This window comes from Qipengyuania sp. 902, assembly GCF_051195295.1.
GTDB lineage: Bacteria > Pseudomonadota > Alphaproteobacteria > Sphingomonadales > Sphingomonadaceae > Qipengyuania.
This window is the reverse complement of the sequence record NZ_JBNJLJ010000005.1, coordinates 109,392-121,420: the sequence shown is the minus strand read 5'-3', so window position 1 is coordinate 121,420 and position 12,029 is coordinate 109,392. Positions and strand designations below refer to the sequence as shown.

Sequence of the window (12,029 nt, the reverse complement as noted above, 5' to 3'; positions counted from 1 at the left end):
ATAGCTCATCGCGTGCGGCCCGCGGGTTCGGGCACCGTCGACTTTCCGACGCCTCACGGCGTCCGAAACTCTAAACGCTAGCGGTCCGTCTGCTTCCAAGCCATTTGATGTATTTAGCGGACGTTCCAGCTGTGCAGGCTTTATACAAACTGACAGGCAGTGTTTGGCTCTCAGAAGCGAACCGCCTCACTCACAGAATGATAAAAGCTTTCGGGCAACGAGCGGCGGGAGGTTCCGACGACTATGGATTTACTCCACGATTGCGCATGCGGTATCCGGCTCAGCGAGGACCCATTTTCCATCTGACATCGTCAGATCTGCACTGTAACGACGATACTCATCGTCTCCGAAGGCAAAGTCGCACGTGAAGTCCGGGTCGCCAAAGCCCTTAGATTTACAAAGCCCCTTGTTGGCCGGTTCCGCTTCGGGACACGCTTCCGCCCAGGCGGCGGCGAGCTCCTCACGCTGCGGTGGCGGAATGGTCGGAGTTAATGGCTCTGCCGTTGCCTGCGTTTCTGGAACTTCTTCAGGAGTGGTTTCATCCTGAGAACTGCAGGCAGCAACAGCCAAGGCACACACCACGATTGCAAATCGCATGATCAAGATTCCTTCGGGTCAGTCAGACATCAACCAGACCGCTAATTGGCAGCTCGTTGGTTCCGTTACAGGCACGACGAATTCGCCCGCTCTAGGTTCCAGCTAAAGCATCTCCCGCATTGGCCAAGATGCTTACGATCGCTGCTGCTCGACGCATCTATTCAAGATGTCCTGAGCAAATTACCGCTGCCACAAACGACCAGCGCAGCGACATTGCTGCCCGCGCCTCATTGTGCGACATCGTGTCCGGATGACCTATATTATCTACGTCGGTGCGGCCTTGGCCGAGATCGCCGGTTGCTTCGCATTCTGGGCGTGGCTTCGGCTTGACCGGTCCCCGCTCTGGCTCTTGCCCGGCATCGTCGCACTGTGCATCTTCGCATGGTTGCTGACCCTGATCGAGGCTGAGCACGCAGGCCGAACCTATGCCGCTTACGGCGGAATATACATTCTCTCGGCGCTCGGGTGGCTCTGGCTCGCCGAGGGAGTAAAGCCTGATCGATGGGATCTCACGGGCGCACTGATTTGCCTCTTAGGCGCATCAATTATCCTGTGGGGGCCTAGGCCTGCCTAACACTATATGAGAGACCTAAAGTGTTCGAGCAGGCGCATCGGGAAGCTGGTTTATGACTGAGGTCCAATCATCCGGCGCGGCCGCATTTCTCGCCGAGGAATATCGGCTTGCCAATGCGGCGGCGAAAGCTGGCGAAACTGATCTAGCCTGGCACCATCTTGAGCGAGCCCATATCGTTGCGCAAACTCGGACGTGGCCACATTGCCAGTCTCACTTGCGCATGTTGGGTTTTGCGTTTGAATTGCGCGATTTCCGGGAAGCCTTTGGGCAAATTTTTCGGCTAGCTCTCGCACCTATTGGCAATATCACAGGCAGGCTTCCGCGCGGAAATACCGGGCGCTCCAATGTCAGCGCTTTTGCCGCGATGGACATTCCTTCCGATCTTCAAGCGCTCGTCCAATCCGACCGAGGTGGCCGGCGGTGACGAAGCGGCGCCTGTTAGGCTGCGCAAACTTCCAACTACCCGTGGCAGCACTGATTTGCTGACCGTAAGACGATGTTTTGGAGTTCATGCTTTCGAATTTCGTGCTTGCCTGCTATCGGCCCGCCTATGGCCCGGCTCTTTGCCCGAACTTTCCTGCTGCAGCTCGTCACGCTGTGCACTGCTTTCGGCGTCCTGTGGGCGCCGGTAGCGGAGGCTGCTGAGTGCGGTGAAGAGCCGGAGGTCGCGTCCCTGCTGGAACAGCACGGCGAGCCTGGAGACGAAAATACCGGACCAGAGAAGCACGGCACATGTGCCCACGGCCACTGTCATCACGCATCTCACGCGGTTAACAAATCGGGTGACGACATAAGTTCGATGCCGATTGCCACGCTAGCTACCGGCATAGGCCACGCGGCGCTGAATTCCGGCGTTACCGAACTGGCTACGCCTCCTCCTCGAGCCTGACATTCTTCGCGCATCGGAATTTGCTCCGATGCGGTTCTGAACGTCAGTAGAGGAAATTACCGAAATGTTCGCCATTTTGAGGCGGAGCGCTCTGATTCCAGGGCTCGCTCTCGCCATGGTCACTGGGCCTGTCTTTGCGCAGGACCCGACCGCCGTGTCGCCTGAAGTCGTGTCTCTTGAGGATGCGCTCAATCGCTCGGGGATCGCAAGCGGCTCGTCACCCGCCAGCACTAATTCTCGTATCGTAGGTCCCGTTGCCGAAGCCGAAGCGGCACAGGCGCTGGTCGGCCAGGCGGGCCTGAGACCAAACCCAGAGGTTTCGTTTGAGGTCGAGAATATCGCTGGCAGCGGAGCTTTTTCGGGGCTGAACGCTACCGAATACACGTTGGCGGTAGGTCAGCGGATCGAGCTGGGAGACAAACGCGCGGCGCGTGTCAGTTCCGCCCAAGCGCAGGCGGATTTGGCGCAGCTGAAAGCAGATCTCGCCGAAGCCGAATTGGGTTTCCTAGTCCGTCAGCGCTACGTATCCGCAGCAGCTGCAGCTGCCCGGGTCGGACTTGCGCGAGACGTGGTGGTCCGCAACGAGGAACTCGCCCGGATCGCAGGCGTGCTTGTTGAAGTTGGCCGCGAGCCGCCGCTAAGGGCATTGCGGGCCGATGCAGCCTTAGCAGAGGCACGCGCCGAGCTTCAGGCTGCGGAGGCTTCCAGCCTTGCCGCGCGCACCGCCTTGGCTTCTCTTTGGAACGACCAGGCGACCCCGCCGCTCGTTCAAAGCGAGTTTCCGCAAATCGAGCCGCCAGCATTTGCGCTGACAGCACCTACGGGTTTGCAGTTTGAAATGGCGCAAGCCGAAAGCCGAGCTGCAGAAGCTGAAATAGTTCGCGAACGCAGCCTGCGCATTCCTGACCCAGTAGTGTCTGCGGGTGTGCGGCGCTTCGAGGAAAGCAACGACAGTGCATTCCTTGTCGGAGTGTCGGTCCCTTTGCCCTTCATCAACCGCAACCAAGGCAATATCGCTGCCGCCGAAGCCAGACTGCGCGCGGCCAATGCCCGCGAGAGGGTCGCCCTAGCTGATTTTGAACAGGCAGTGACAAGTGCCCGGGCCCGATATTTTGCGTCGGAAGCCCGAGCTGAAACCCTGGCGACAACATCCCTCCCCCAAGCCGAAGAGGCCTTGAGGCTCGTCCGCATCGGTTACCGCAATGGTCGTTTCCCGCTGATCGAAGTGTTGAGTGCTGCTGAAGCTCGCGATGCCATCCGCGAGGCATTGATCGCCGCGCAGGAAGACCGGGGACAGGCGGCCGCCGAACTCATCAGGCTGGCCGCACAATGAGGAATCTCCAAATGAACCGCAGAAATCTGGCGATTGCCGCCGGGATTATTGTTCTCACTGCAGCGCTGCTGCTGTTCCTGTGGCAGCAAGGTGGAAGCGACGATCACGCTGATGACGATGCACATGCCGCAGAGGCCGGAGGCGAATCTGATCTTCCCGAAGGGCTCGTTCTGCTCGACGAGGAGCAGATTAGAGCTGCCGATATCGAACTCGCAACGGTGCAGACGGGCGCTGCAATCGAATTGGTATTCCCAGCTACGGTTGCTGCAAGTCCAACCTCCAGCGCCCGTATCGATGCGCGAGCTTCGGGCGTTGTCCGAAGCGTCGGCAAAACGCTTGGCGACTATGTCCAGCAGGGTGAGGCGGTCGCACGGATCGAAAGCGCCGATGCAGCAGCGCTTGCATCACAGCTGAGTGCAGCCCGTGCCAGAGTGACCGAGCTGTCGGCTGCCTATGAACGCGAACGACGTCTGTTCGAGGCGAATGTGACCGCGCGGCAAGATTTGGAGGCCGCAAGGGCCAACCTCGATGTCGCACGCTCCGAACTCAACCGAGCGCAAGCGGCCGTGGCGGCGGCCGGAGTGAGCGGCGATGGCCGTTCGCTCGCCGTCACCAGTCCGCTTTCTGGCCGCGTTACCGCTGCCCCGATAGTTCTCGGCGCTTTCGTCGATGCCGGCGAGGAGCTCTACCGCGTGGTGAATCCGAACGGCTTGCAGATCGAGGTCGCCCTGCCTTCAGAGGATGCGTCACGGATCCAGCCTGGCGACGAGGCGGCGTTGATCATGGGGGATGAGCGCGAAATTGGTGCGCGTGTGCGTTCGGTTACGCCGGCGCTCGATCCCGAAAGTCGTAGTGCTACAGCAGTGCTGAGTCTGACGCGGGCGATACCGGGGCTCCAACCGGGAGCCTTTCTCCAGGCGCGTATTCGTCCTTCGGGTGAAGTCGACCAGACCCGCATTGCGGTCCCGGAAGACGCTGTTCAAGTCATTGAAGGCCGGGATGTCGTATTCGTGCGAACGCAGCGCGGCTTCCAGGCCCGCGAAGTTGAAACCGGTAGCCGGTCCGCCGGCATGGTGACGATCCTCTCCGGTCTCCAGCCTGGCTGGCGAATCGCGTCCGACAATGCCTTCCTCCTGAAAGCTGAACTCGAGAAGGAGGGTGCAACCCATGGACACTGATCCAACGGCCGTGCCTTCATCGTATTTGCCAGAAGGGGCTCCACATCGCCACGGTTTCATCGGAATGATACTTGATGTGGCCGTTCGCTTTCGCTGGGCCATCATCGTTCTGACCGCATTGGCGGCAATCTATGGCGCCTTCAATCTGTTGCGCCTGCCGATCGATGCGGTGCCGGATATCACGAATACGCAGGTTCAGATCAATACCAGCGCGCCAGCGCTTTCACCCTCACAGGTGGAGACGCAGGTTACCTTCCCGATTGAGACCGGACTTGCCGGGATCGACGGATTGAAGATGACCCGTTCGATTTCTCGCAATGGCTTCAGCCAAGTCACCGCAATCTTCGAAGAAGACACCGACATCTACTTCGCTCGGCAGCAGGTGAACGAGCGCCTGGCGCCGATTGGCGCTTCGCTGCCCGAAGGAGCAGACCCCACGATGGGGCCAATCTCCACCGGTCTCGGCGAAGTCCTGATGTATACTATCGAATACGAACATCCTTCCGGGAGGGGTGCTGCGGTCGGCGGACGAATTGGCTGGCAACCGGACGGCAGCTTCATCACCGAACGCAGTGACCGGCTCGATAGCGAGGTCGCAAAGGCGGCCTACCTGCGCACCGTGCAGGATTGGGTCGTGGCCCCCCTAATGCGTTCGATCGATGGTGTTGCGGGTGTCGACTCCATCGGCGGATACGAGAAGCAGTTCCTCGTTCAGCCCGATCCCGCTCGCCTCACCGGCTATGGCCTGTCCTTCGATTCCCTGATTGATGCGCTCGAGGCCGCCAATCTGGCAGCAGGGGCTAACTTCGTCGATCGGGCAGATGAAGCCTTGTTGGTCAGAGTTGATGCAAGGCTGGGCGGCATCGCCGATATCGAGGAAGCCGTCATAGCCACTCGCGAAGGCGTGCCAATCCGGATCGGAGATGTCGCGAACGTCAGTATTGGCGGCGACTTGCGAACAGGTGCTGCCTCGCTGAACGGCGAGGAAGCCGTGGTCGGCACAGTGCTGATGCGCAGCGGCGAGAATAGCCGCACGGTTTCGGCGCAGGCTGCTGAACGACTGGCCGAGGTGCGCGCCTCGCTTCCGGCGGGGGTAGTTGCTGAGATCGTCTACAATCGCTCTTCGCTGGTAGATGCGACAATTGCCACAGTAGAGAAAAACCTCGTCGAAGGTGCGCTCCTCGTAATCGCGGTCCTGTTTCTCATGCTCGGAAATATCCGTGCAGCTATTATCGCAGCGCTGGTCATCCCGATCTCCATGCTCATGGCCGCGATCGGGATGAACCGTCTCGGAGTTTCAGGCAATCTGATGAGCCTCGGCGCTCTGGATTTCGGTCTTATTGTCGACGGTGCGGTGATCATTGTCGAAAACAGCGTTGCTAGGCTGGCTGCCCGCCAGCACCGCGAAGGCAGGCTACTGAGTTTAGGCGAGCGTCTCACCGAAACGCGGCTTGCTGCGCAGGAGATGATCAAGCCCACCGTCTACGGCCAAGCTATCATTCTCCTCGTCTACGCTCCGCTGCTCACCTTTACCGGGGTAGAGGGCAAGACCTTTTCGCCGATGGCTATCACGGTCATGCTCGCCTTGGCCTCTGCTTTCGTTCTGTCGCTGACCTTCGTGCCGGCAATGATCGCGGTGCTCCTCAATAAGAAACTGACTGAAAAGGAGGTGAAGCCGGTCCGCTTGGCGAAAGAGCGCTACGGCCCGGCAGTGCGTAAAGCCATCGCCCGACCCTGGCCGGTTATCGGCACAGGCGTGGGCATCTTCGCTGTAGCGGTCTTTGTGTTCGGTTTTCTCGGTAGCGAGTTCACACCGCAACTCGACGAGCGGGACATTGCCGTGCAGTCGCTGCGTATTCCATCAACCTCGCTCGAACGATCCGTTGCCATGCAGCGGAGGGTCGAAGACAGATTGGAAGAATTCCCGCAAGTCGAGCTGGTTTTTTCGCGAACCGGGACGGCCGAGGTCGCCAGTGATCCGATGCCGCCCAACGCTTCGGACGCGTATGTCATACTCAAGCCAAGGGCAGAATGGCCAGATCCGGATTTGCCGAAAGATGAGCTCGTCGCGCAGATGGAAGAGGGGCTTAGCGGTCTCATCGGCAATCTTTACGAGTTCAGCCAACCCATCGAGCTGCGTTTCAACGAGCTCATCGCGGGGGTTCGCGGAGATGTTGCCGTCAAGCTTTACGGGGATGACCTCACAGCGTTGACCGATTCTGCCGGGGACGTTGCGCGAATTCTACGCGGGATCGAAGGTGCGGCTGACGTGAAAGTTCAGCAGGTGACCGGCTTCCCGACGCTCGACATAGTCTTCGATCGTCCGACCATTGCTCGATATGGACTGACGGTCGAAGACGTGGCGCAATCGGTGGCGATCGCCCTTGGCGGTCGACCTGCCGGGTTGGTTTTCGAGGGTGATCGGCGGTTTGAGGTTGTCGTGCGCCTCGAGGACGCCGCGCGTGACAATTTCGACCAGCTTGGAGCGCTTCCGATCGTCCTTGAGAACGGAGTGACGGTTCCGTTACGGACGCTGGCTGATTTCGAGGTTGTCGACGGCCTTGCAGAAGTCCGTCGCGAGCAGGGGCGCAGGCTCGTGATCGTCTCGGCCAATGTGCGCGAACGCGATCTCGGATCATTCGTCGAAGAAGCCCAAGCAGGTGTTGCTGCCGAGGTTGATTTGCCGCCAGCATCCTACATCGAATGGGGCGGCCAGTATCAAAATCTCCAGGAAGCTCAGGCTCGTTTGGCAATCGTGGTGCCTATTTGCTTCGCAGTAGTTCTCCTCCTGCTTTACATGGCACTTGGAGGTTGGGTGCCTGCACTCGCCGTGTTTAGCGCCATCCCATTGGCCTTGGCGGGCGGCGTATTTGCTCTGGCCTTGCGAGGGATGCCTTTCTCGGTTTCCGCCGCGGTGGGCTTCATCGCGCTTTCCGGAGTGGCAGTGCTCAATGGGCTCGTGATGATGACAGCCATTCGGCAGCGTCTCGAAGACAAGATGGAGATCGACGAAGCTATTGCGGATGGTGCGCTCGCGCGGCTGCGCCCAGTCTTGATGACAGCTCTGGTAGCTTCCCTTGGGTTCGTCCCGATGGCGATCGCAACGGGAACTGGCGCGGAGGTGCAGCGTCCTTTGGCAACGGTCGTGATTGGCGGACTAGTGACGGCAACAGCGCTGACCTTGTTCGTCTTGCCAGCGATTGCGCGGCTCGTTCTGCATCGATCTGACGACGAGCGTGGTTGGCGCGAGAAGTGGTGGGACCGACTGCGGCGCAACGTGACGCGCGAAGAACAGCGCGAGCTAACCGACATCGCATGAGGGAGAACTGGAGGTTGGAACTCCCAAGACCGGAACACGAACTGAAGGGAGCGCCCGATGAGCGGTGATGACAACATCAACCCTGACACCCCGGAGAAGCGAAAGACGCTCTGGATCGTCCTCTGGCTTAATGTAGCGATTGCGATAGGCTTTTTCGCTGTCGGCTATTTTGCCGATTCCAACGCGCTGCTTGCCAACGGGCTGGATAACTCTTCGGATGCGTTCGTCTACGTTCTCAGTCTCCTTGCCCTTACGAGGTCGCGGAAGTGGAAGCGCGGTGCCGCACGGTTCTCCGGCATCATGCTGATGGTGTTTGCGGCCGGTGTGGTCGCCGATGCTATCCGGCGCTTTCTGGAAGGATCTGATCCCGGAGGCATCATGATGATGGCCATGGCTGCCGTGGCGGCAGTAGTGAATCTCATTTGCCTGCGACTACTGCAGAAACTGAATGGGAAAGGTGTCAATCTGCGGGCCGCGACGACGTTCAGTTTCAATGACTTCATTTCCAACGGCGGGATCATTGTAGCCGGAATCGTGGTGATGCTGACCGGCGCAAACTGGCCTGATTTGCTGGTTGGGATCGCAGTTGCCGGCATCGCGCTCTACGGCGGCGTTGATATCCTCCGGGACGCACACAGGGATGTCCATGACCAGAAGAACACCAGGCACCAGACAGGCGACGGGATCAGCGGATGAACGTCTCGCTTGACCACCCTGGCCAAAAGACTCCGGTGGACGCAGGTCAGTTTGCATCCGGAGACACGGTCCCGCTTGCTCCCAAGCTCAACTCAGTTCGGCCATCGCGCGAGCGGTCCCTGCCGAACCATAAATCAGGAAGGGGACGGCCGTGATGGCGGATCCAAAAGATAGTGCTACCGCGTCGAGCAATCACGACCATAGTCATGGCGGGATATTTGGCGAACGCTCGGAGTTGATCTTTGCGATCCTGTCGGGTGCATTCCTCGCTGCCGGGTTCGCAGTAGACATTCTGGCCGAAAATGCAGCCGAGTGGCTGCCCCTTGCAGGCTATCTAGCAGCCTATTTCTTCGGTGGTTTCTATACGCTCAAGGAGGCCATCGACAACGCGCGTGCGCGTACATTCAAGATCGACTCTCTGATGCTCGTTGCGGCGACCGGCGCGGCGATTCTCGGGGAGTTTGCAGAAGGTGCGCTGCTTCTCTTTCTCTTCAGTATCGGTCACGCGCTTGAAAATTTTGCCATGGGCCGGGCGAAGCGCGCCATCGATGCTTTGGCGGAATTAGCACCAGATACGGCTACGGTTCTACGCGGAGATGCCCAAGTCACGGTGCCGGTTGAGGAGCTGAAAGTCGGAGACACGGTCCTTGTCAGGCCGAACGAACGTCTGCCTGCTGACGGGTTTATCGTTGTAGGGGAATCTGCAATCAATCAGGCTCCGGTCACGGGCGAAAGCATACCGGTTGATAAACGCCCGGTTCCCGACGCAGCGATTGCCCGGCAGAGCATTGCCGCTATCTCATCATCTTCGCGAGCTTTTGCGGGGACAATTAACGGCAGCGGTGCGCTGCGCATCGAAGTTACCAAGAAGGCGAACGACAGCACGCTCAGCAAGGTGGCTGAACTCGTGGCAGCAGCCGAGACCGAGCGTTCCCCAACGCAGCGCATGACAGACAAATTCGAGCGCATATTCGTGCCGCTCGTGCTTGCGCTGGCAGTGCTGCTACTGTTCGCGCCGCTAGTCATAGACGAAACCTTCGGTGAAAGCTTCTACCGGTCGATGGCCGTGCTCGTGGCAGCCAGTCCCTGCGCCTTGGCAATAGCCACGCCTAGTGCTGTCCTTTCAGGGGTTGCACGGGCCGCACGCGGCGGTGTGCTCATTAAAGGAGGTGCAGCGCTCGAAGACCTTGGCACCCTCAAGGCGATGGCGTTCGATAAGACCGGAACGCTCACCGAGGGCGAGCCGCGGGTAACCGAGGTAATCCCGACCGACGGTGCCGACGAGACGGAGCTTCTATCCGTAGCAGTTGCAGTGGAGAGATTGAGCGATCATCCTCTCGCTCAGGCCGTCGTGCGCGATGGAGTGGATAGGCTCGGCGACACCGACATTCCGGAAGCGTCTGACCTCAAGAGCCTGACGGGTAGAGGTGTGACTGCTAGGCTTGGCGACGAGGCCGTCTGGATCGGCAAGGCTGAGATGTTCGGTGTTGATGGGACGGCGCCCCTAAGCGACGCATCGGCTGAAGCGATCTCTGCTTTACGCCAGCAGGGTCGCACCACGATGGTTGTCCGACGCGGACAACGTGACCTGGGTGTCATCGGCATGATGGACACCGCTCGCGAGGGCGCGAGGGAAGCTCTTGCCGAACTGCGCGCACTGGGTATCGAGCGAATGCTGATGATTTCCGGAGACCACGCCAATGTTGCTGCGGCGATAGGCAAGGAAGTCGGTCTTGATGAAGCACGTGGCGATCTCATGCCGCAAGACAAGGTTGATACTATCGATGCGCTCAGCCGCAAGGCGAAAGTCGCCATGGTGGGCGACGGTGTAAACGATGCGCCCGCAATGGCGAAGGCGACAGTCGGGATCGCCATGGGTGCGGCAGGATCTGATGTCGCGCTCGAAACGGCAGATGTGGCACTGATGGCAGACGACCTGCGCCACTTGCCTTTCGTGGTGGGGCTTTCGCGAAAATCCCGCTCGATCATTAGGCAGAACGTATACGTCAGTTTGGGAGTAGTCGCTATCCTGGTCCCTGCGACCATACTCGGTCTAGGCATCGGTCCGGCTGTGATCATGCACGAAGGATCGACCCTGCTCGTAGTATTCAACGCGCTTCGACTACTCGGATATCGCGACGTCTGACCCTGCCGCCGGCCTGTTATCAGACACGCAGCGAGTTTACGCCGAAGTTTCTGCTTACACCTCGCCATGTGTTTGTGCGAAAGACAGTCACATGCCGTCCGTTAATCCTACGATCCTCAAGTGGGCGCGCGAAAGCGCGGGACTCTCCCTTGAGGAAGCGGCGGGTAAGGTCGGTATTAGGGGTGCGCGCGGCATTTCGGGCGAGGATCGCCTGCTTGCGTTGGAATCCGACGAGGGCGAGGTATCGCGCCCGGTCCTGCTTAAGATGGCAAAGGTTTACCGACGCCCGCTGGTTTCGTTCTATCTGGACAAGCCACCCGTGCGGGGAGACCGCGGCGAAGACTTTCGGACGCTACCAGACCAGCACACCGCAGGCGAACCGCTGGTAGATGCCTTGGTCCGCGATATCCGAGCCCGGCAAACGATGGTGCGGGCTGTTCTGGTTGAGGAGGAGGAAGCGCAGCCGCTTGCCTTTGTTGGCTCGATGTCGCGCAACGATGGCGTCGGCGCGGTCCTGGATTCGATCCGCAGGACGCTTGGATTGGACCTTGCCGCGTTCCGTGCGCAGGGCTCCGCCGAGGCTGGCTTTAGCATGCTCCGACGGCAGGTAGAAATGGCAGGCGTCTATGTCCTGCTGATTGGCAATTTAGGAAGCCACCATTCCGCCATCGACGTTGATGCGTTCCGAGGCTTCGCTCTGGCTGATCCTATCGCGCCCTTTGTTGTTATAAACGATCAGGACGCCAAAACCGCTTGGTCGTTCACCCTGCTTCATGAGGTTGCTCACCTCTGGATCGGAGCGACGGGAGTCAGCGGAGGGCACATCGAAGGCGCTACTGAGCAATTTTGCAATGATGTCGCCAGCAAATTCCTGCTGCCCGAAGGAGAACTCGATCAGCTTCGCGTTAGGATCGATGGGGATGAAGCAGCGATCGCCCGGCTAATCACCGAGTTCGCCAATGAGCGGCTAGTTAGCCGATCGCTGGTCGCATACCGCCTTTTCCGCGCAGGCGCGCTCGATCAGACCGCGTGGCGCAATTTGACCGAAACATTCAAGGGCGAGTGGCTGCGTAACCGCGCTGCCCAGCGCGAGCGTGCGCGCGGTCAAGATGGCGGTCCGAATTACTACATCGTTCGCCGCCACCGGCTTGGCCCAGCATTGCTGAGCTTCGTTGCCCGAAATATGAGCGAAGGAGTGCTGACCCCGACGCGAGCCAGTAAGCTGCTCGGCGTCAAACCGCGCAGCGTTCACACACTGCTGAGTGGTGCCTCGCTATCAATCGAGCAAGGCGCCTGA

The 12,029-nt window shown here is 59.7% G+C and carries 10 protein-coding genes; 9 read left to right on the top strand and 1 reads right to left on the bottom strand.

Features of this window, described 5'->3' with window-relative positions; all coding sequences use genetic code 11:
* Positions 1 to 249 precede the first annotated feature (249 nt).
* On the bottom strand, positions 250 to 597 hold the full coding sequence (locus tag ACSH0F_RS14350; RefSeq protein ID WP_435203789.1) for a hypothetical protein: 348 nt from the start codon (positions 595 to 597) through the stop codon (positions 250 to 252).
* 250 nt (positions 598 to 847) lie between these two features.
* On the opposite strand from ACSH0F_RS14350, the gene ACSH0F_RS14345 reads away from it, so the two are divergent.
* From ACSH0F_RS14345 to ACSH0F_RS14305, 9 genes are all read left to right on the top strand, one after another.
* On the top strand, positions 848 to 1,171 hold the full coding sequence (locus tag ACSH0F_RS14345) for a YnfA family protein (RefSeq protein ID WP_435203788.1): 324 nt from the start codon (positions 848 to 850) through the stop codon (positions 1,169 to 1,171).
* A gap of 52 nt (positions 1,172 to 1,223) precedes the next feature.
* Positions 1,224 to 1,595 (top strand): DUF3703 domain-containing protein, encoded by a 372-nt coding sequence (locus ACSH0F_RS14340; protein ID WP_435203787.1) that lies wholly within the window; start codon positions 1,224 to 1,226, stop codon positions 1,593 to 1,595.
* Positions 1,596 to 1,721: 126 nt separating this feature from the next.
* The gene (locus ACSH0F_RS14335; RefSeq protein WP_435203786.1) at positions 1,722 to 2,060 is read left to right on the top strand and encodes a hypothetical protein; all 339 of its coding nucleotides are present in this window, start codon (positions 1,722 to 1,724) and stop codon (positions 2,058 to 2,060) included.
* Between the two features lie 64 nt (positions 2,061 to 2,124).
* Positions 2,125 to 3,393 carry a TolC family protein gene (locus tag ACSH0F_RS14330; protein WP_435203785.1) on the top strand — a complete coding sequence of 423 codons (1,269 nt, stop codon included), beginning with the start codon at positions 2,125 to 2,127 and terminating at the stop codon, positions 3,391 to 3,393.
* 11 nt (positions 3,394 to 3,404) lie between these two features.
* Complete coding sequence (locus tag ACSH0F_RS14325) at positions 3,405 to 4,571, top strand: efflux RND transporter periplasmic adaptor subunit (RefSeq protein WP_435203784.1); 1,167 nt, start codon at positions 3,405 to 3,407, stop codon at positions 4,569 to 4,571.
* A 64-nt stretch (positions 4,572 to 4,635) separates the two neighbouring features.
* The gene (locus ACSH0F_RS14320) at positions 4,636 to 7,890 is read left to right on the top strand and encodes an efflux RND transporter permease subunit (RefSeq protein WP_435203790.1); all 3,255 of its coding nucleotides are present in this window, start codon (positions 4,636 to 4,638) and stop codon (positions 7,888 to 7,890) included.
* Between the two features lie 57 nt (positions 7,891 to 7,947).
* Complete coding sequence (locus tag ACSH0F_RS14315) at positions 7,948 to 8,586, top strand: cation diffusion facilitator family transporter (RefSeq protein ID WP_435203783.1); 639 nt, start codon at positions 7,948 to 7,950, stop codon at positions 8,584 to 8,586.
* 154 nt (positions 8,587 to 8,740) lie between these two features.
* On the top strand, positions 8,741 to 10,732 hold the full coding sequence (locus ACSH0F_RS14310) for a heavy metal translocating P-type ATPase (RefSeq protein WP_435203782.1): 1,992 nt from the start codon (positions 8,741 to 8,743) through the stop codon (positions 10,730 to 10,732).
* 91 nt (positions 10,733 to 10,823) lie between these two features.
* Entirely contained in the window at positions 10,824 to 12,029 is a 1,206-nt protein-coding gene (locus ACSH0F_RS14305) for an ImmA/IrrE family metallo-endopeptidase (protein ID WP_435203781.1), read from the top strand.

Excerpts from the sequence above, each read along its gene's own strand:
- ACSH0F_RS14320 (WP_435203790.1), top strand. The coding sequence starts at position 4,636 with ATGATACTTGATGTGGCCGTTCGCTTTCGCTGGGCCATCATCGTTCTG.
- ACSH0F_RS14350 (WP_435203789.1), bottom strand. The coding sequence starts at position 597 with ATGCGATTTGCAATCGTGGTGTGTGCCTTGGCTGTTGCTGCCTGCAGT.
- ACSH0F_RS14310 (WP_435203782.1), top strand. The coding sequence starts at position 8,741 with ATGGCGGATCCAAAAGATAGTGCTACCGCGTCGAGCAATCACGACCAT.
- ACSH0F_RS14335 (WP_435203786.1), top strand. The coding sequence starts at position 1,722 with ATGGCCCGGCTCTTTGCCCGAACTTTCCTGCTGCAGCTCGTCACGCTG.
- ACSH0F_RS14315 (WP_435203783.1), top strand. The coding sequence starts at position 7,948 with ATGAGCGGTGATGACAACATCAACCCTGACACCCCGGAGAAGCGAAAG.
- ACSH0F_RS14345 (WP_435203788.1), top strand. The coding sequence starts at position 848 with ATGACCTATATTATCTACGTCGGTGCGGCCTTGGCCGAGATCGCCGGT.
- ACSH0F_RS14325 (WP_435203784.1), top strand. The coding sequence starts at position 3,405 with ATGAACCGCAGAAATCTGGCGATTGCCGCCGGGATTATTGTTCTCACT.
- ACSH0F_RS14340 (WP_435203787.1), top strand. The coding sequence starts at position 1,224 with ATGACTGAGGTCCAATCATCCGGCGCGGCCGCATTTCTCGCCGAGGAA.
- ACSH0F_RS14330 (WP_435203785.1), top strand. The coding sequence starts at position 2,125 with ATGTTCGCCATTTTGAGGCGGAGCGCTCTGATTCCAGGGCTCGCTCTC.
- ACSH0F_RS14305 (WP_435203781.1), top strand. The coding sequence starts at position 10,824 with ATGCCGTCCGTTAATCCTACGATCCTCAAGTGGGCGCGCGAAAGCGCG.